Genomic DNA, 21020 nt, shown 5'->3' with positions numbered 1-21020 from the left:
CAGCTTCGGTGCTTTCAGGCTTTGCATGGGCGGTGGTTGGATCATGATGGCGGTCTTATCCAAGTGAACGAAGAAGAGCGTCAGGCCCATTACCATCTCATCCGTCAGTCCATGCGGATGCTGTTTTGCCGTCATGTGCTGGTGAATCTGGGTAGTCAGCATGAGTGGCATCGCGTGCGGCTGAAGGTGACGGTGATGCAGCGGCTGGTTCCGCATCTGTTCTTCGCCGTCTTTATCCTATTCTTCACGGCGAACAAGGCTCTGGAGCACAGGGTGGCGATTGTGATCGGAGTGGCGTTGCTCATGGAGCTGGTGCTGAGATTCTATTTTCGGGGCACCGAACGTGATGTCGTGATGGAGCTAGATGGCTCTGCTGGAGTTCTGCGTGCGCCTCTGGCCGGTTTGGAGATCGAAACGGCTCATGTCACAAGATTTGCCCTGCGGGTGGTGCGGCACTTTCTTCGAGGTCAAAACGAGCTGACCCAGCACCCTGCGGATTACCTTTTTGTATATGTCAGCATGGCAGACGGGAGTTTCATACCGCTGGCGGCGGAGTCGCTCCAGCAGTCCCCCATTTCCGGTTTCCAGACTGCGGCTCGCCGTTTTGCGGAGGCCGTGGAATTGCCATTGATGGAGCCGGAGGAACACCACCAGCCGACACCCATCCATCCTTCCACTTGAATCAACCCCTGGCACCGAGCCGAATGATCACCGCAGCCACGGTGGCTCCGACCAGGTTCGCCACGAGATCCCAGCCGGTGTTTTCATAGCCGCCGACATTCGTGTTCGGGATGGTGAGCACGGCGATGAACTCGATGACTTCATTCAGCGCTCCAAAGCCAATGCCTGCGGCGGCACACAACACCATGAGGCCGAAGGTGGGCTTCAGCTCGACGGCGAAATCACGCATGACAGAGCGCAGCGAATGCCAGCAGAGCCAGGTGGTGACTCCGAAACCGTAGGCGTGGACGATCTGATCGTATTTGAGCTTCTGCGGAATGATCCACCAACTGTAGAGCACGGCTTGATCGCCATTGTAGGGCCAGCCTTCCGGCAAACGCACGAGACCGCCGGCCATGTGGGCGAGTCCCCAGATCGTCAGGAGCCAAAGCAGTCCCGTCGTCAGCCCCACACGTCGGTGCACCACGGTCATGACCGCGATGAGGATGAGCATCACGGTGATGTAGAAGATGAACTCCTTGTTTCCCTGCACCGCCGATCCCACCACGGCGGCGAGCATGTAGGCGGCGGTAAATAGAAAGATCGGCAGCAGCCGGGGCTTGGGTTCGTGTGACATGGCGGAGACTTCACCACGCCGCGACTGACATGTCCAGCCTGCAAGCTCACACCGCCGGACGTTGAGCCAGCAGGCGCGCGATCTTCTTCAATTCACGCTCCTCCACCCCACGACGCCGCATCTGACGTGGATTCCAGTGCAGCACCAGGGCACGGCCGTAATCTTTGAGCGGTGCGAAGGGGATGATGAGGATGCGCTTCTCATCCAAACCGCGCACGCCAAGTGTCGGCAGCACGCCTGCACAGGCACCGAGTTCCACAAGTTGCCGAACCTGGAGCATCGAGCCGCACTCGAAACGCGGGTGGAAGTCCACCCCGGCGTCGCGCATGGCCTCACGCACCGCCGTGTCTGTCTGCCCGCCATCACGCCCGGCGGCGAAGGGAAGTGTCTGCCACAAAGCGGGCTTCGCTGCCTCACGGTCAGTCGTGCTGCGCTTCAGCAGCGCACGCGGGATGCACAGGTGGAAGCCCATCTTCATGATCAGCGCCGAGTGGCTGCCCGTCGGCACGGCATTCTGGCGGATGATGGCCAGATCCACACGCCCATCGCGCACGGCATCTCCCAGACTGCGGCTGCGATGCGCCTCGGTTTGCAGCGTGGCACCACCGAGATGCTCGCTGATGGCTGGCAACGCGGGAGTCACCAGCCACTCCAGCACGCTCGCACCCGCGCCGATGACGAAGGACTTTGCCTGCCCGACCTGCTCTTTGCGGAAGTCTTCGAGATCCTGAAGCTGCTCGCGGATCAGTACCGCCAGTCGCTCGCCTGCGGCGGAAAGGGACAACGTCTTGCCCTTCCGCCGCGTCAGCTCAGTGCCGAAGAACTCCTCCAGTTCGCGGATCTGGCGGCTGATCTGGCTTTGCCGGTTCGTGTCCCCCGGTGCTGCCTTCGCGATGCTTTTGGCATCCGCCATCTGCATGAAGCCACGCAGCCGGTCGAGTGAGAGGCCGCCTTTGGAGAAGAGATGATCAAACATGACTGTGGAGTCAGTGATCCTGCAATCTGCGAGATTTTGCAAAGCCGGACTTCGCCGAAGATGGTTGCGTCATGAAACCCCAACCCTACGACCTGATCGGCGACATCCACGGCCACCACGCCAAGATCCTTCACCTCCTCCAACACCTCGGTTACACGCCGCAAGGCAGTACGTTCCGCCACCCTGCCGGGAGAAAGGTCATCTTCCTCGGAGACTACATCGACCGCGGCCCCGCCATCCGCGAGACATTGCACACCGTGCGCGGCATGGTAGATGCCGGTGACGCCCTCGCCATCATGGGGAACCATGAGTACAATGCCGTCAGTTTCGCCGCCCCAGATGGCAATGGCGGCTGGCTGCGCCCCAGACACGGAAAGAACATCAAGCAGCACCAAGCTACCCTGGGGCAATTCGAGAACCATCTGGAGGAATGGAGCGAGTGGCTGGCCTGGATGAAACGTCTGCCCATGTTTCTCGATCTCGGTGGTCTGCGCGCCGTCCATGCCTCGTGGGATGCCGCTGCGGTTCGTCTCATCGGCGGGCGAAGCATCATGGATGACGGCTTCCTCCATTCCAGCGCCACGCACGAAACGCCCGAATTCCATGCAGTCGAAGCCGTGCTGAAAGGCCCCGAGATCGACATGCCTCCCGACCACCTTTTCCACGACAAAGAAGGCATCGCCCGCCACAAAGTGCGCGTGAGATGGTGGGACATCCCCGAGACCGCACAGGTCAGCCACCTCGCCATGCCGGAGCCCTTTGACATGCCTGGAGATGCAGCACCGGAAGACCTCCGCCGCGTGCCGAACTACGCCCCCGATGAGTCGCCTGTCTTCATCGGCCACTACTGGCTGCCACCCGAGCGCGAGCGTGCGCCCCTGGCTCCCAACATCGCCTGCCTCGACTACAGTGGTGCCTTTGGTAACAACCCACTCACCGCCTACCGCTGGGACGGTGAACGAATACTTAGCGCGGAGAAATTTGTCAGTGCCTGAGTTCATCATCCTCTGCCCCAAACAGGCCTCGTCAGTCTGTTCACTTCCCAAATCGGAGACGATCGGCGAATTTAATGGGCAGCCCGGCGTCTTCGATGGCGCGCTGGGCGGCCCCGATGTCATAGGGTATGCGGCGCCACCAGACATCTGCATGATCGGGGCGGTAAAGCAGGTAGCAGGCGCACTCGTCGCCATCACGCGGTTGGCCCACGGAGCCGACGTTGATGAGCTGCTTCCGGTTCATGTCGATGGACTCCAGACTCGTGATGCCACGGCCCACATCCTCGCCCGCTACCCAAAAGGCCGGGCGATGGGTGTGACCGATGAAGCACAGGGGCCTGGTCTGATAAGCAAAATGCAGATCGGCATGTGCAGCGGTGAGCACATAGCCCCATTCCTCAGGATGGGGAAGCATGGCATGGACGGCTTGGAAATCCGGCCCTTCCAGAGTCATTGGCAGTTCGGCGAGCCAGCTTCGTTGCTCGAAGCTCAGCGCGCGTTCAGTCCAATCCCACATGAGGCTCATGAGGCCGCTGCCACGCTCCTCTGCGGTGCCTCCATCTGCCACCATCGCATCATGATTGCCCTTCAGAGTGGGGATGCCGCGCTCTCGCAAAAGCTCCACGCACTCGGCGGGCTGTCCGCCATAGCCCACGACATCTCCGAGGCAGATAATCTCTGAAACGCCCTGCTCTGCGATGTCTGCCAGCACGGATTGAAGCGCGGGCAGGTTCCCGTGAATGTCACTGAGAAAAGCAATGGGCGGCGGCATGAAGATACCGTCGCCCATTTTGGCTTTGATGGCGAGTCGAACCTACTTCGCTGGCACGACCTGCACGGCATCGAGATGAACGTTCCCCTTCGCGCCTTCAGTGCGGAAGATGACGGCGGCCTCTTCACCGGCGTTGAACTTGAAGGTGCCAAGCGACTGCGCACCGTTCTTGCCACTAGCGGGCTTGGATTGATCGACCGTGACGATTTTCTCACCGTCAGCGCTAAGGATGGTGATGGGGGCGGCTTTAGCACGATTTTCATGCGGCTGCCAGTAGGCGCGGACTTCGTAGCTGCCGCTTTCTTTGACGGCGAAGCTGAAGCGTGCGCTGGCACCTTTGGCGCTGGCGTAGCTGTAGTGGCTGCCGACGTAAGGTTTGAGCCCTTCGCCCTTGCTCCAGGTACCGGTGAGTTCAGCGTCTTCGTCGTCGATGACGATGCCGTCCATTTTCTTTGGGTCGATGCTGTCAGAACTGAGGGCGGTGTCGGGGAGCTTCTTGGCGTTCGCTGGCATGTAGAGCGCGGCTTCGAGGCTGTCGCGACGCATCGCTCCGGGCTGGTTCATGAGATCCTTGAGGATGTCGAGGTACTGCTCATACACGCCGCGTGGGCTGGTGTGGTGGCGCACGCAGATCCAGGCGGCTTTGCCCACGACCTCGCCCATCATGCCGCAGGTGCGCATGACGCGTGTGGAGCCGAGAGAATTGCGATCCACGCTGATGGTTCGGCCTGCCATGAAAAGGTTGCCGATGTCTTTGGAATAGAAGCAGCGATAGGGCACGGGATAGCCGTTCTTGCGGTCCGTGTGCTTGCCGAACTCGGCACGGCTGATGAAAGGATTGTCGGGGAACTTCACGGCATACTGCTCCTTCGGGTAATGCAGGTCCTGGTCCCAGGTCGTCGGCACGCAGCCATCGGGATGGATGATGCCTTTGACCATGTCTTCGCCATTGAGAATCATGTCGCCCACGATGCGGCGGCTTTCGCGCGGGCCGCCGATGTAGGCGAGCCACTGCATGTAATAGGGTGCGTATTTGTCACCGCCCTTGGTTTTCAAAGTGGAGACGGCACCATAGACGGCGCGGAAGTTATGGTCGCGGATGAGTTCGAGATCGTTCAACGGGTGCTTGTCGAAGCCGCTCTCCCAGAACCACTCGCCGTGGAGATACTCCCCCATGTTCGGCACTGGCGTGTAGCCAAGGTCGAAGCCGGTGAGGTTGGCTTTGTTTTTCACGCCCACTGGCTCCAGCGCACGCGGCTCGGGGAAGTCACCCATCTCCATCTGGAGCGCCCAGGGCGTGGTGGGCCAACTTACGGCTTTGTCCTGCTTTTTGAGCACCCACATGTTGCTCATGCCCATGCGGCCTTTTTCTTCCATCATGAACTGTGCACCAGCGAGTGCGCCGACACTGCCATGACCGGTGCAATCCACGAAGAGCTTGCCGACGAAGCGCGTCTCTTTACCCGTCTTGGCATCGAGTCCGATCACGCTGCGGATGTTCTTGTCATCCTTCGTCATCTCCACGCCATAGACGTGCGTGTTCAGGAAGAGGTCGATGCTCTTCTCTGCTTTGACGGTGTCTTCCTTGAGCTTGTCATTGTACTCCGCCGGATCAGCGGCCGGGCTGTTACTCGCACGATCCGCGAACTCCTCCACGATCTCACCGAGGTGCGGATACAGGCCGCGACGCGTGCCGCCCATGGCCCACACTTGGATCTCGCTGCTGCCGTTGCCGCCGAGCACGGGGCGGTTCTGAATGAACGCCACTTTCAAAGCCTGACGAGCACCCGAGAGCGCTGCGCCCATGCCAGAGTAGCCGCCACCGACGACCACAAGATCATACTCCTGCGACTCAGGAGCTTTCTCCGGCAGGCCCAGCAGCTTGCGGCGAAGTTGATTCGTGGCGGCGAGATCAGCAGGAGGCGTGAAGCCCTCATCACTGCTGAACAAAATCGCATCCACTCGGCCATCGAAACCCGTCAAGTCATGCAGAGCGATCTTGGCTTTGCCATCCACCTTCGCGGAGCCCGCCTTCTCCCAAACCCAGTCTTTTCCCTCGGTGCCGAGCACCTTCTCCAGCTTCGTTCCATTCACGCTGACCTGGAATTTCCCCGGAGCCTCAGCCGTGACGCCAAAGGGAGCTACCCAGTTTTTCGTGCGAACCCAGACGCTGTAGCTGCCTGCGGGTGCACTGACTTCGGTCTCCGCATCTTTGACGACTTTCCCCATGCCGTGCGCCATGAGGTAGGGGGAGCCCATGATGTCGATGAACTGAGTATCCATCACCCAGCCACCGGGCGTGGTGAAGGATTCGGCTTCGATCCATACCTGCTCAGCTTGAGCGGCGGTGGACAGGGCGATTGCAGCGAAACAAAGGCGGAGTTTTTTCATGGCAGGTCGGGTTGGTTTTTAGAGGCGATCCTAAACGCAGATCAGGCGGGATAACAATCACAAGCAGACGGTTACAGTAACTTCGCTTTCATCCAAAGAACGGCGCAAGGACATTGCGGGCAACCTTCAGCGCCTTCATGCGGCCTTCGAGGGTTTTACCGAAGGTGTCGTCCTCGACCTCGATGCAGAGAGGACCGTCGTAGCCGATGCGCATGAGTTCGCCCATGAACTTCGCCCAGTCGATGTCGCCATAGCCGGGGATGCGGGGCTGGTGCCACTTCAGCGGGAAGTCGAATCGGCCGACTTCGTTCAGTGCGGCGTGGTCGATCTTTACGTCCTTGGCGTGGACGTGGAAGAGCTTGGATTTGAACTCCGCCAGCGGGCTCAACGGGTCCATGCCTTGCAGGATGAAGTGACTCGGGTCGTAGTTCAGACCGAAGTTCGCTGAGCTGATATCACTAAAGGCACGCCGCCAGATGGCGGGTGTGGTCATGAGATTTTTGCCGCCCGGCCATTCATCGCGGGTGAAGGACATAGGGCAGTTCTCGATGCCAATCTTCACGCCATGATCCTCGGCGAAGGCGATGATGGGCTTCCAAATTTTCAGAAAGCGCGGCCAGTTGTCATCGACGGTCTTTGTCCAGTCACGCCCAACGAAGCCATTCACGTTTTTCAAACCAAGCTTCGGGGCTGCGGCGATGACCTTTTTGAAATGCGCTACGGCGACACGCGAGGTCTCCGCATCTGGATCGAGCATGTTCGGGTAGTAGCCGAGGGCACTGATTTCCACGCCCTGATCCTGACAGCGCGCGAGGATGTCCTGCGCCATCGTCTTCGTCATCGAGGAGACATCGATATGCGTGACACCTGCATACTTGCGTTCTGCTTTGCCGACCGGCCAGCACATGACCTCAATCGTAGTGAAGTTTTCGTGGCGGGCGAAAGAGAGTACATTCTCAAACGAGAGCTCCGGGAGGATGGCAGTGACGAATCCGAGTTTCATGGTGGGAGAATGAGAGCGCAGTTCTCATGATGACGCACGCTCATTCTCGCTCACCGAAAAGGGCGTCACATATCAGGCGGCAGGAGGTAAGCCGTGCCTGCTCGCTGAAGTGTCTTGGCAACGCTCGTTGCAGGTGTGGTGGGCAGCTCACTGAGCAGGAAGAATCCGGTGCCAGTGCCAAGGGCCGAGTCGAGCACACCTTCAAAGCTCACACTGCGGGAGACCACGGGCACACGATCCTTCAAAGTGAAGCTGCCTTTGAAAAAGCCAGTCTTGGCATTCAAGGTGGTTATCTTCATCGCGGTTGGATTCACTATGGTGCTCGTCGAGAAGGTGACTGTATGAGTATTCGTGACACGGCAGAATTGGGTGAGCTTCAAGAACTGCGCCGCCGACTCGACATCACCTCCTGCGAATTGCACCTTGGCGTTGGTCTCCCCGCCGTTGACGTTGTCCAATCCCAGCACGGGGAATCCTTTGTCAGGGGGTGTGTAGGCATTGCCTGCGACGGCGAGATCAGTCTCGATGCCATTTGGATATTGCAGGACCAACTGAGGCTTCTTGAGCCAGTGCACAGCCCCGACGAGACTCTTCGACGGGAAGTTGATCATCGGCTCACCCAAGACGGAGCCTTTGCCTGCATAGAGACTCTGGAAGATTGGGAAGCGGGCGCTGGGCCATAGGTATGAACTGCCCGTGATGATCGTGGTGCCATCAGCCACCTTGCCTGACCAAGTGACAACACCTGCATTCGTGCTGCTGACGATCAAATAACCTGGACCTGCGGGTGCGATGTCACCTGTGCCAGGAGCCAACGGTGCGCCCAAAGTAGCCGTGTAACTGCCCTCATAAGGCGCAGGTGAGCCGCCAGTGGGCCAGGCGTGGCGATAGCCTGAGAGATCGACCGTTTCGCCGCCCATCACCAGCTCGCTGATAGTGCCTTGGATTCCAGCGTCCAGCCTGATGCGATCATTGAGATAGAGCACCAGATTGATTGACAAAGGCGTATCACCGTTACGCGGAATTTGGATCTGGGCCGTCGCATCCCCTGTGAGCGGGATCTCCCAGGCTCCTTTGAAGGTCTGGCTTGAATTGCCAAGCTTCAGCGTGCCACTCAGAGCACCGAGCGTTGTGGAGGTGAAGGACAGATGACCACCAAGGTTTTGATTGATGGACTCACCCGGATCAATCAGCGCAGTGAATGTGCCGCCTGCGGCGATGGGGAAGGGATTGATCTTAATGTCGAACTCAATGCTGACAGCCGTGGTAACGGCCGCGTTGATGGCTTTGATGACCACACGCTTGGTACCAGCCTCCGTGGGGCGTCCGGTGATGGTGCCGGTGGCCTGAACAATGCTCAGACCCTTCGGCAGATTCGTGGCGGTGTATGTCACCGGTGCATTCAGCGTCGGGATAACGAGACTGTAAGTGCCACCGACGATGCCTTCAGGAATCGGATTGGGTACCATCAACTGCGGTGCGATAACACCTGCCTGAGTGATGCTGTGAGCGATGCCAGCGATGACGACCGTTCCCGAGCGCTGTGTTTTAGATGCATTCGGCAGCACGTTGATAGTGACGCTGCCGTCGCCATAACCGCTCAGAGGCGAGACGGCAACCCAGGTCAGACTTTCCACCGCGCTCCAGCCGCCATCGGTGGTGATGGTGACGGGATAGCTGGTGCTGGCGGAAGCGATGATCTTGGTGGTTGGATCAATGATGGCTCCGGTGGAGTTGATGGTCACGGTGGCTGTGTCCGTGCCGCCAAAGCCATCCTTCATGGTGTAGATGAAGCTCGTGCCCGTGACCGGGAAGGTGGTCGCGGCAGTGAAGACGAGGTTGTTACCTGCCTTGGTCACTTTGCCGGCTGAGGCAGGTGGTGCGGTGAAGCTGACGAGGCTGCGCGGGTCTCCATCGGGATCGGTGTCATTGTCGAGCACATCCAAGGTCAGCACACCACCGGGGCGGGCATCATAACTGTCGGGCTCGGCGGTTGGGCCGTTGTTGAGTGTGGTGAAGGTAAGATTGCCACCGTTGGCATCGCCATTGTCGCTGTGGGCATGGACACGGAAGTTGTACTTCGTGTGGGCTTGCAGGCCGGTGATCACGGCCCAAACCTGAGTCTCGGTGTTGCCATCTACAAAGTGCTGCTCCGCAGGGAATCCATTGCCGTAGGCTGTCGTAAGTCCGTAGTCGAAACCGACAAAGGCTTCGACACCTTTGGGGTTCACTTTGCCCTTCAGCCTGGCACCGGAACTGGTGATGTCTGTCGCAGCCAAAGTAGTCACGAGCGGAGCGACTGCCACCGGAGTCTTGAAGCTCATCACGGCTCCCAAAGTGGTGCCGACGCTGTTTTGAGCGCTGATGCGGTAGAAGTAGGTTTTGTTTGGCTGGAGGCCAAAGATGGCTCCGGAGACGGGTGTGGCTGCGGAGTTGCTCAGCAGGTTCGGATTGCCGTCGATGGTGTTGTTCAGCGTGGTGGAGGTCAGACCCCAGAGGAACTGGACGGTCGTTTGCAGTCCGAAGGCATTCACTTGACCCGCGACGTCTGCTCGAGTCGCAGCGATGAAGGTGGCCGCCTGTGTAACGGCTGTCGGTGCGGAGTTCACCGTGAGGCTGACTTCAGCGCTGGTGACGGTCTCACCCACAGAGTCCGTGACGACGACTCTGAAGAGTGCGCCATTGTCGGTCAGTTGGAGGTTGTTGAAGGTGAGTGTGGCCGTAGTGGCACCGGTGTACTTGGTGCCGTTCGCCACATCGCTTTGTGCACGCTGCCAGCGGTAGGCGAGCGGTGGCAGTCCGCCGATAGCCTGCACCGTGAACTGCGCGGTGGCACCGACATTGCCCGTGGCATTCACGGGAGCCTGTGTGATCTCCACAGGCGGCACGAGCTGGGTGGTCAAACCGCGCAGGAAGGGTCGCTCAAGGTCTTCGCGGATGTCCCAGACGGCGGCAAAATCCCAGCTTGTGAAGGTCGCCTGCTGCTTCATCTGCGCTGTGGTGCGTCCGGTGCCGCCATCGGAGGTCGTTTTGCCAGTAACGTCAGTATCCCAGAAGCTCGACTGCACATAAACCGAGTCCATCGCATCACCGACGAGTCCGCCGACGTTGGCTGTATCGTCCGCGCTGATGGGACCAGCGGCATAAGTACGCTGGATGATGCCTTGGCCGAGATTCGTGCCTGCCACACCGCCGATGCTGTAATGGTTGTCGGCATAAAGCAGACCCTTGGCAAAGCTGTCACGGATCATGCCCATGTTCAGACCTGCAAGACCACCCGCAGCTCCCTGCTGGCTGATGCCATTATCGAGTGCTGCCACAGGAGCGATCGAAGCGCATTCGATGATCTGCCCGGAGTGATTGTTGCCGATGAGGCCACCCACATTGCCCACGCCTGTAACAGGAGTCTGGGATGAGCAGCGCAGCAGCGTGCTGTTGTCATTCATACCGACAAAAGCCCCAACATCACTGCGGCCACGAATGCCACCGCCGACCAACGCCACGCGACGAATGACACCACGGCCAGCGAGGATGCGCACGAGACCCACCGTGTTCATCTCCGGACGATTGATCATGAGGTTGTCGATGCTGTTGTCGTAGCCATCGATGGACCCGGTGAAGGGGAACGGTGTTTCCAAAGTTCCGCCGATGGGATCAAAGCCCAGCCCGTTCGGTCTGAAGGCAGTCGAGTAAGCATCAATGTTATGCAGCAGCAGGTAGTTGCCATTAAGCGGCATATCCGCCGAGTAACCGATGGCCTGCAACTGCGAGACGGAGACGATGGGCGTTGCGTAGCCGAGTGCCTGAAGGCTGAAGTCCTCTGCCCAAAACTCTCCCGGACCATTGCGATCCACACTGAAGGCCGTGAGCTGCTTCGCATCTCCAGGCAGCGTGATCTGCGTTTCAAAGTAGGAGGAGCTCGGTGAGATGTCGCTGTTCTCCAAAGCAAAGACTTGCAGCCGCTGCGGCACATCCGTGGCATCGACGTAATCGAGATACACCGCCACAGAGCGTCCGGCTGGGAAGTTGCCGCTGCGCAGCGTCATGCTGACTTTGAAAGCCATGCCGCCGGGGTTGGTCACGCTCACAGGCTGCCAGAGCAACTTAACGGGCACGACAGAGACATGCATGTTCGCCTCGCCAGCGGTAGCAAACATCGTGGCGCGTGTCGCGGCGGTGGCGATGTTCCATCCAGCTCCATCTGCCGTATCAAAGCTGGGATTGGTCAGCAGTTCACCCGTCGGGACTGGCTCACGACCACTCTGATTCACGTTGAAGGTTTGCGTGAGGCCGCCCTGGGTCGTGACCGTGATCGTGCCGCTTCTCGACATGGCACCTGGGTTGGCATTCGCAGCCAGTGCATAACGGATGAGACCGTCTCCAGCCCCAGATTCACCTTGGGCGATGCCGATCCATGGTGCTGAGGTGCTGACACTCCACGCACGATTGGCCGCGACGGTGATCTCATGCCCGGTGGAGATTCCGGAGTTATGATCTCGACTGCCGGGCGAGATACTGAGGGCATCCACAGGTGGCTGGAAGGCGATCACGCCGAGGTCACTGGAAAAGGCCCACTGGCCCTGATAAACCGTGCCATCCAGGCCCAGCGTCATCATGTCGTCATCCAGCGCGGTGCGTCCGCCACTGCCGGTGAAGTCCACAACGATGCCGCGTGCTCTGGATCTATCCGTGCCCATGAAAACCGTGCCATTCGGGAAAGTGATGTTGCGGTTGGCCCAGGCGGAGTTGTCTTCGGGGGTGATCCATGTCTTCGTGATATAGTCATACTTTTGGCCCGTGGTCGTCCAGACTTCGCCGATGTCATCCAGCACCGGTTTATAAGCCATGGCACCAGTAAAATTAGTCCACGTTCCCTCAATGCTGAGCATGGAGAGTCCACCGCGAGTGCCGAACCAGACGTTGCCGTAGCGGTCCACACGCACGCCGTTATCGACTATCTGATCCGCCAGCCCCGTGCCGGGACCCGTCGTGGGATAGGCCGTCCAGACGGCGTTGTCCGCACTGAGCTTGTAGGCTCCATCCGCGCAGTAGAAATACTTGTTGTCCTGTTTGTCGATGAAGAGGCCGTAGGGGTAGTCGATGATACCTGCATTCGGCAGGTTCATCCACTGACCAGTGTTCGCATTGTAGGCGAAGGGTGGTGTGTCATGCGTGACGAAATAGACGATGTTTGCCGAGTCCACGCCGATGGCCACGATGCCGAAATTGATCGGGAAGGTCGTCATGCCTTCACCCGCTGTGCCGTTCCAGGTTTCCCAAGTTCCATTGGCTTTGCGGCGCGACAGGGTGGTTCGGTCGTAGGCGCCAAACCAGACATTGCCGCTCTTGTCCGCCGCCACCGCACGGCAGCGGTTGGAAGGCACCGTATTGCTGGAGGTCATGTAGTCGTAGGATTGCAGACCAGTTTTATCCCCGTTCGCATCCAATGTGAGGTAGTGCACGCCCGTGCCGTTGCCGGTGATCTCTGGGTTGTAGCCAGAGGTGAACCAGAGCTTGTTGCCGATGAGCTCCACGGAGGTCACGGAGTAGCTCTGGATGTTCAGATCCTTCATGTCCACGCGCCACCATCCGCTGCCGCGGCGGAAGCGAGCGATGCCATTCCCCCAGCGGGTCGCATTTCCATAAAGCAGGCCGAACCACACATCCCCATTTGCCGCGATGCTGAGGTCAGCGGCGGCCAGTCCTGCGACGCCGACATTTGCCGCCGTGTATTTTTCCCACACATCCGCCGTGGTAAGGCAGTAGATACCGTCGCCGCCGTAGCCATTGACGATGAACCAGAGGTTCCCGCTGGCATCCTGCTCGATGCGGTTCGCAGGAGTATCATTCTGAGGCACGTTCGAAACGCCGCTGTAGAGCGTGGAGACATGCGCTGCATTCAGCAGGCTGCTGCCGCGATGTGGTCCGCGATTCGTCAGCACCCACCAGTTTCCAGCGCTGTCCTTCATCGCGTCCTGGATGTGGTCATTGTTGTAAATAACACCTGTCCGCTGCTGGGTGATCGCAAAGGCACTATCCACCACATAGGCCCCGAGAGGACCGACGAGGATGGTATTGCCACCCGCCGCAAAACGGATTCGCCAGATGTGATTGTCGGCGAGGTTGCGAACGCCTGTTTCCGTGGTGTTGAAGGTCACCCAGGAGTTGTCCGCCTTCTGCACCAGCACGCCATGTGCATAGGTGGCATACCAAGTGTTTCCATCCGAGTCATCGACGACATAGGTCACGTCCTTGCCAGCCAGCTCAGGCTTCACCAGCATGTTCACATCTTCGCCGAGATTGTTGTCGGCAGACTGTCCGGCGATGTGCAGCAGGTTTCCCGCCGCAGGCCAGCGCCAGGCGCCCTTTTCATTGTTCGATTCCGAGGTGATCCAAAGATCTCCCGACTGGCCTCGGGAGAGATTGGTGGGGCTTTGGGGCACGCCATTCGTGCGAATGGAATACCAAGTTCCAGCCGTCCCGCCAAAGGCAGGAAGACTCAGCATGAAGCCTGCGGCCAGTGCGAGCACGGACGTAAGGCGACGTGGGGATGGGGTGGGGTGTGTGTGTGGTTTCATAAAAAAGGACGTGGACATGCCAGGACGCGGTGCCTGCGGATTACTGGCGGGCTGGTTGGGCGGAATTCACGGTTCCAAGGTTAGTTACGCTCCCACATACAGTCGCCCGCCAGTGCCTTCCGTGCTTAGATTGCCCTTCATCGGGCCCGCATTGACTCGTTGTGAGGTTGCGTCATGGATTCCATGATGCTGTCATCCGTGATTCTACGCATCATGGCATACTCATTCACAGTTCTCGTCCTCGGCGGCGGCGTTTTTGGTCTCACTTCGGCCCTTGAGTTGCGTGCTCGTGGTTGGCAGGTCACGCTTCTGGATGCGGGTTCCATCCCTCATCCCGACGCAGCATCCACGGATATCAACAAGGTGATCCGCATGGACTACGCCAGCGACGATCAATACACCGCGATGGGTGAACTCTCGATCCAGCGCTGGCATGAATGGAATGCCCGTTGGGGTGAGAAACTCTATCATGAGGATGGCTTTCTGATCATGACGCGTGGCGAAATGCTTCCCGGTTCCTTTGAACACGATAGCCATGCTTTTCTCTCCGCTCGCGGGCACCGACTCGTGCGCATGAACAGCGCTCTTTTGCAGCAAAACCATCCGCAGTGGAAGGCGGAGTCCTTTCCCAATGGCTACCTCAACTCATGCGGCGGCTGGGGCGAGAGTGGACGTGTGGTGGCACGCTTGAAACAGGACGCGCTGAATGCTGGTGTGGTGATCCATGAGAATGTGCCCTTCGGTCAGTGGATCGAAGAAGGCCGCAGCATCTGCGGCATGAAAGACGCATACGGCCATGAATGGCGAGCCGACGTGACCATATCCGCGCTCGGAGCATGGACCACGGAGTATCTGCCATGGTTGAGTGACCGGCTTTGGGCCACGGCGCAGCCAGTGTTTCACTTCCTTCCATCCAACCCTGGAGACTGGCGTGCGCCGACCTTCCCCGTGTGGGCTGCCGATATCGGCACCACGGGCTGGTATGGTTTTCCGTCAAATGCCGAAGGCATCGTGAAAGTGGCGAATCATGGCCCTGGCCGCCGCGTCCGTGCCAGCGAGCCGCGGGTGATGCCTGATGGCGAAGAACAGCGGTTCCGTACCTTCCTGAGAGAAACTTTCCCCTCACTCGCTGATGCATCTTTAGCGTCCACACGCATCTGCTTGTACGGCGACAGCTTCGATGGCCACTTCCTCATCGACCATGATCCCGATCATCCCGGGCTCGTTGTAGCAGGCGGTGATTCAGGCCATGCTTTCAAATTCACCCCAGTGCTTGGCGAACTGATCGCGGATGCTGTGGAGAGAAAATCAAATGTCTGGCTCAAGCGTTTCGCCTGGCGCGAATACGCAAATCTAGCCAAAGAAAAAGCTCGGGCGGGAGATTAACCCTGCCCGAGCTTCATTTGCTGAATCAGGATTTAATTTGGCTGGGAACTTTGTGGGGTGAACTGAACCTGATGGGAACGGTTGTCTAGCATGCTGAAGCCATAGCCACGCCCGTAGATCTTGAGAAACACACCTTTGAAGTTCGATGTCGGACTGGACTGGCCAGCCCTGTAAGAGCCGTTGAACTGGAAGGTGCTGCCACTGAAGGTGAAGCTTAAGTCGTTCGGATTCCCAGAGCCTGAGGGCATGCTGGTGCTGTTGTTGGCGTTTAGCGTGAAAATCTGGGTGAACCCAGCTGCCAAACCATGTCCAAGGAGTTCAAATCGGGCATTGTTGGACGATTGGGGGAAGTAGCTGCCCACGACGGTCTCATTCGAGGATGATTTCTCTTCACCGACCACCTGCAATCCATGCAGTGGGAATCCATCTGGGTAGGCCCCACTAGGACTAATCTGAGAGTTTTTCCACCAGTCCATGCAGCCACCCACATACTTGCTGCTTTGAGTTTGCGTCTGTGGAGCCGAATTATTCATGCTATAGACTGATATCTGATGCCAGCCCTGCACAGACCCCGTGTTCCCGTAGAGCATAAAGAACAAAGGTATCTTGTTGTAGGCATCGTAATACATCTGATAACTGCTGCCTCCAAGGATGCTGCTGCCGGTAACGGTTGTTCCATCAGACAAGGTGCCCACGCAGTTCACCGTTCCGTTGCTCAATACGGTAAGAGTGCCAAAGCCAGTACCCTGAGGATAGATCGAAGGCTCGCTACGAGCACTCTCGCATGGGTCGAGAATGAATTTATAAGTGCCGGCATACAGTGTGGCGGGAGGGAAACTACAGCCATTGGTCGTGTTCTTCTTTGCGGTCACACTGACGGAATCATTCCCCCAGGGTTTCCTGACCGCATTGATGGCAATTTCGCAGGACTTATCGGCGCTGCCTGTCTGAATGGTGTGATAATAACAATCAGACACATAGAGTTTACCAGCCGCGAACACTATTCCGACGGGCTCACGGAATGGTGATTCGTCCAAAGTGGGGATACAACAATCATAGTAGCCCGGCTGCGCGGTTCTTGGATCATACATGTTATCCAAATTATCCTGACATGGGTCGGTGATCGTGGTGACGATGCCAAAGGTGTTGATGCGCCGGACTGTGCCGTTGCTCGTATCAGTGACGAATACATTGCCGCGGGTGTCCGTGGTCACATCCGAGGGATGCAGGAACCGCGAATCCGCTTTTTTGCCATCGGCATCTCCACCGACACCCAGTGCGCCAGCGAATGTAGTAACTGTCCGGCGGCTGATGGACACTTCACGGATGCAATGATTGCCGCTGTCAGCCACTAGCAGTGACTCGTTCTGTAGAATGGCGATCCCCATGGGTGTGTTGAATTCCGCAGCGGTGCCCGTGCCGTTTTTTGCACCTGCAACACCAGCCTTGCCAGCAACAGTGGAAACGCTGCCCCCAGACAGCTTACGGATGTTGTGAGCGGTCATGTCTGTGATGAAAAGAGAGCCGTCTGCCCCCAATGCGATGCCTGCGGGTGATTGGAATCTAGCGCTATCTGCCGGGCCATCAGTGCTGCCTGCATTGGTGGCGGAGCCTGCGATGGTCGTGACCTTACCTTCCGAGGTGATCTGTCGGATCGTGTGATTGCCAGTGTCTGCCACGAAGAGGAATCCTCGCGCATCCACCGCGATTCCTCGTGGGGAATTGAATCCCACTTCAGAACCACAACCATTTCCACTCCCCGGCACGCCAGGGACACCAGCAAAGACCACCACGTCACCGGCAGGAGATACGCGGCGTATCACATGATTATCAGTGTCAGCCACATAGAGATTGCCCTGCTTGTCTCTGGCCAAACCCGTTGGGCAATTGAAGGTGGCATCTGCCCCCTTGCCGTCACTGCTGCCCGCCACATTTGGCTGGCCGACGAAATCCATGAAGGTCCAGGGCGTATTGATGCGATCAGTCACATAGCCAGTGAGCGTGTTGTTGTAAGAGTCGATCTCGAACACGACTGTCACCGAACTCATGTTCTTTCGTGCCACAATGACCGTCGTTGTCATTTTGGAGTACATATCGTCGCAATATTTCAGCGAGCCAGAGAAGGGATGCTTGTCTGCGCCGAGTGTCAGAGAACCGGTGAAGATACCTGTGGCCGCGATCTCGAGGTCAAAGTAACCGCCGAATCCGCCGTTTAGCCCGCCGTCGCGCTGAATCAACCCTTTGAACTCACCGACCACACCGCAGGGTAATCCATAGATGTAGAGAGTCTTTGTTGCTGAGGTGCTTCCAAATGAATTACTGGCCGTGATCGTCACTTCACGCTGACTGTTTCCTGTGCCGGTCGGAATCCCAGAAATGAGTCCTGTGACTGGGTCGATAGAAATCCCAGCAGGCAGTCCCGTGGCGGTGAAGCGTGTTGGCGTCAGAGCAGGTGCCGTGTCGTAGGGCACTTGGAAAGAGTAGGCACAAGTCACGCGCGCAGGAGGAAGTCCGAACTCCAAAAATGCGGGAGCTTCGGAGAAAACTGTCAGGTTATACCTGCCACCAGCAAGCTCGCCACCAGGTGACGTCACAAGACAGTTGTAACTGCCCATGTCTGACTCCTCGAGGTTATTGATGGTCAGCGTTTTACCATCAGCAGATATGACGACCTTCGGGCTTGTCCCCAGGGGTCCGCCTTCCTTCCTCCAGTCAAATGTTAGTCCCGCACCAGCCGCAACAACAGTCATCGTGGCACGCGCTCCAACCGGGAGATACAGATTTCGAAGAGTTGTGTCCACCACCGCAAGAGATGCTGAGTCCGATGTGTCACTGCCGCCAACATTCGTGGCAACCACGTCATAACTGCCAGCATCCGAAAGTTCTGCTTTAAAACGATAGGAAGCTCGTGTCGCGCCTTTGATGCTGCGACCAGCTTTGCGCCATTGGAGGGTCGGCACCGGAACGCCACCAGGCACAACGGAGAAACTTGCTACTGCCCCGAGTGCGACGATCTGCGATTTCGGATCAGTGACCACAACTTCCGTGGCTTCCAATCCCGTTCCACTGAGTGCCACATCAAGTGCGCTTTCATCAGCGTCACTGCTGCTGACGCGAACAGATGCCTGTTTGCCGCCAGTGCTGGTAGGGGTGAAGGAGATGGTAAGAACAAAGGATTCCCCTGGAGCCAAGGAGCTTGGTGGTGCTGCCGCGATCTTGAAAAGACTGGCATTGGCCCCTGAAATGAGCGCTTTCAAATTGGTCAGCGAGGCAGAACCCAGATTACGAATGACCAACTGACGCTGTGCAGACGTCTGGGTGATCACACCGCCAAAATCCAAGGAAGACTCATCGACGAGTTCAGCGGCCATCTCCTCAGTGGTGGCCCCACTGGGACTTTTCACAGCAATATCAGATCCCGAAACAGTGAAGAGGCGGAACACATAGATGCAGCCTTGATCGATCGAAGGTGAGCCATTAAAGCCGTCTGGGTCAGCTTGGAAGGCTCCAACCACAGCCGTGGTTAGATCTACAGCAACGGAGCTGCCAAACCAGTCGCCAGAGCGACCACCTGTGGCGGTCAGCTTTGCATCCTGTGTGAAAGTTCCACTGACATCACTGAACAGATAGGCGCTGCCTTCATTCGGGTTGATGACATCGTCACCCGGAGCGCCGATGATGGCCACTTTACCATACTGGCTGATAGCGGCCCCAAAGCGATCCCCCTCTGCAATGTCCGAGGAAAGGATTTGCTGAGTTTGTGTCCATGTCGTTGCTGGTTTACGGAAAACGAATGCCGCACCAGATCCAGGAGCGGAGATGGTTGTGCGTCCGGGCGCGCCAATGATGGCAGCGTCAGCGCCAAGACTCGCCGCGTCACCAAAGAAATCACCTGCCACACCATCAGTGAGTGTGAGCGTTTGGTCCTGAGTCCATGTGGTTCCACTTCCACTGAAGACATAAGCCCCACCCTTTGTCGTGTCCCTCTGCGGTGCGCAGACAAATGCCGTTCCACCTCGGATCGAAACTGAACCGCCAAAGCCATCACCAGCAATGCCATCGGATGCTGTTAAAATAGCTTTCTGAGTCCACGTGGAGCCAGCTCGCGCAAAGACGTAGGCGCTTCCTTTGCCACTGTTGCCATTCGGCGCTCCAATCAACAGTTGGGTGCCATCTACCGAAAGACTTTCTCCGAACCACGAACCTGCAGCAGGAATTCGTGCCACCGTCTTGGCTGTCTGTGCCCACATGCCTGTCACGACACCAAAGGAATACACCGCTCCAGCATCATCTTTGCCCGGGAGGTCGGCCAGTCTGGCACCAGCTAGAGCATACCCATCACCCAAGGCGACGACACCCCCCAATCGATCCCCCGCCTTGCCATCCTTGGCCTTGAGTTTAGCGACCAGCGTCCACGTCGTTCCCGAACGCTCGAAGAGATAGGCAGCACCAGCATCTGTGCCGAGAAGACTGTCATCCCCAGGAGCACCTACGACAGCTCGGTCACCCAAAACATCCACAGAATGCCCCAGAGAGTCGCCTGGACGTCCGCACTCAAGCTCCCCGATGCCTAGTTTGGCTTCAAATGAAGTGAAGAGGGGGTCAATCGTAATCGGATAAACAGCGCCCGCATCAGCAACGAGGATTGAAGCTCCTTGAGCTGATGCCTTCATCAAAGCGGGCAGTTTCTTTCCGTTAGCATCCCAGACCAATAGCTTGTCGTAAGCCATCACATTGCCGCCCATTTCAGACACCAGCTGGACACCTCCTTGATAAGATTTTGACTTCAGACCAGCCAGACTTATACCCACCTCCAATTCACTGGAACCTTGTTCAAAGGGTTTATGGAGAACCGTAAATCCATGCTCAATTCCACTTGGGGAATTGTCAAACCACTCGATTAATCCGCCGCGGGCATACTCGACCCGGCTACCGCTGGCCGTGGGCTTGATAGCACCATCAAGAGACTGGCGATCCTCACCCCTTCGGCAGTATGTTGCGTGAACATTGACACCCCACTTTCCCTGGAGTCCTGAGCTCAATTCAGCTCCGTAATCAGAAAAACGAGCCACGATCTGCTGGCTTGGGTTTGCAGCAAAAAAGCGAACACCTTTATTCCCCGGAAGATCAAGTTCGGCGGAATCCGGCGATTGGATTTGGTAACGCACACTTTGGAACGCCTGCCACAGTGTCTTTTGCTCCACAGAATCCCTCTTGCCGCCTTCACTTCGAAGGCTGGATGAAGTTGACAGCGCATCCGCCAGAACCCTTTCAGGAAAGGGGGCAGACTTCATCGAATCAGCCCGCATGGAACTAGATATGTTGTCACCCTGCTGCTCACCAACGAATGCCCCTCGCCACGAAAGCCCCCCTGCAACGAGAATTAACAGAATCAGCAAAGCTTTTCTCCACACTCCTGATGTCTTAGGCTTTGATACAGCAGACTTATTTTTGAGCGTTTTCATAGTTGTGTCTTGGTTGATGACGGCACCTGAACCAACGACACAAACCTTACATTTGGCTATCCTCAGCATAGCCTTTTATGCGCATTTATTGCGCGCCACAATGGATCCAGAAGCTCCAAAAGTTGGTTCACACGGAGGCTTGATCATTACTTGGCGG

At 57.8% G+C, this 21020-nt stretch carries 10 protein-coding genes; 3 read left to right on the top strand and 7 right to left on the bottom strand.

What is annotated here, in order from left to right; genetic code table 11:
- Positions 1-63: 63 nt before the first annotated feature.
- The gene (locus AC6FTP_RS08630; protein WP_497206508.1) at positions 64-681 is read left to right on the top strand and encodes a hypothetical protein; all 618 of its coding nucleotides are present in this window, start codon (positions 64-66) and stop codon (positions 679-681) included.
- Between the two features lies 1 nt (position 682).
- Here the strand turns inward: AC6FTP_RS08630 and AC6FTP_RS08625 are convergent, their stop codons facing one another.
- Both AC6FTP_RS08625 and AC6FTP_RS08620 read right to left on the bottom strand, forming a co-directional pair.
- Positions 683-1297 (bottom strand): DUF2238 domain-containing protein, encoded by a 615-nt coding sequence (locus AC6FTP_RS08625; RefSeq protein WP_497206507.1) that lies wholly within the window; start codon positions 1295-1297, stop codon positions 683-685.
- A 46-nt stretch (positions 1298-1343) separates the two neighbouring features.
- Positions 1344-2273, bottom strand: coding sequence for a LysR family transcriptional regulator (locus AC6FTP_RS08620; RefSeq protein WP_497206506.1), 930 nt, complete (start codon positions 2271-2273; stop codon positions 1344-1346).
- A 71-nt stretch (positions 2274-2344) separates the two neighbouring features.
- On the opposite strand from AC6FTP_RS08620, the gene AC6FTP_RS08615 reads away from it, so the two are divergent.
- A complete protein-coding gene (locus AC6FTP_RS08615) occupies positions 2345-3268 on the top strand; it encodes a metallophosphoesterase (RefSeq protein ID WP_497206505.1) in 924 nt (307 codons plus the stop codon).
- Between the two features lie 40 nt (positions 3269-3308).
- Here AC6FTP_RS08615 and AC6FTP_RS08610 read toward each other — a convergent pair whose 3' ends face one another.
- The 4 genes from AC6FTP_RS08610 to AC6FTP_RS08595 form a co-directional block, all read right to left on the bottom strand.
- Positions 3309-4058 (bottom strand): metallophosphoesterase family protein, encoded by a 750-nt coding sequence (locus AC6FTP_RS08610; RefSeq protein WP_497206504.1) that lies wholly within the window; start codon positions 4056-4058, stop codon positions 3309-3311.
- Positions 4059-4082: 24 nt separating this feature from the next.
- On the bottom strand, positions 4083-6431 hold the full coding sequence (locus tag AC6FTP_RS08605; protein ID WP_497206503.1) for an FAD-dependent oxidoreductase: 2349 nt from the start codon (positions 6429-6431) through the stop codon (positions 4083-4085).
- 88 nt (positions 6432-6519) lie between these two features.
- Positions 6520-7434 carry a sugar phosphate isomerase/epimerase family protein gene (locus AC6FTP_RS08600; RefSeq protein ID WP_497206502.1) on the bottom strand — a complete coding sequence of 305 codons (915 nt, stop codon included), beginning with the start codon at positions 7432-7434 and terminating at the stop codon, positions 6520-6522.
- 65 nt (positions 7435-7499) lie between these two features.
- The gene (locus AC6FTP_RS08595) at positions 7500-13964 is read right to left on the bottom strand and encodes an Ig-like domain-containing protein (protein WP_497206501.1); all 6465 of its coding nucleotides are present in this window, start codon (positions 13962-13964) and stop codon (positions 7500-7502) included.
- Between the two features lie 261 nt (positions 13965-14225).
- On the opposite strand from AC6FTP_RS08595, the gene AC6FTP_RS08590 reads away from it, so the two are divergent.
- Complete coding sequence (locus AC6FTP_RS08590; RefSeq protein WP_497206500.1) at positions 14226-15398, top strand: NAD(P)/FAD-dependent oxidoreductase; 1173 nt, start codon at positions 14226-14228, stop codon at positions 15396-15398.
- 32 nt (positions 15399-15430) lie between these two features.
- On the opposite strand, the gene AC6FTP_RS08585 is transcribed toward AC6FTP_RS08590, so the two are convergent.
- On the bottom strand, positions 15431-20863 hold the full coding sequence (locus tag AC6FTP_RS08585) for a choice-of-anchor D domain-containing protein (RefSeq protein ID WP_497206499.1): 5433 nt from the start codon (positions 20861-20863) through the stop codon (positions 15431-15433).
- Between the last annotated feature and the right edge of the window lie 157 nt (positions 20864-21020).

Origin of the sequence: Prosthecobacter sp. (assembly GCF_044378005.1) — a bacterium.
GTDB lineage: Bacteria > Verrucomicrobiota > Verrucomicrobiia > Verrucomicrobiales > Verrucomicrobiaceae > Prosthecobacter.
Note: the sequence above shows the minus strand (reverse complement) of the source record. Positions and strands in the feature narration are given on the sequence as shown.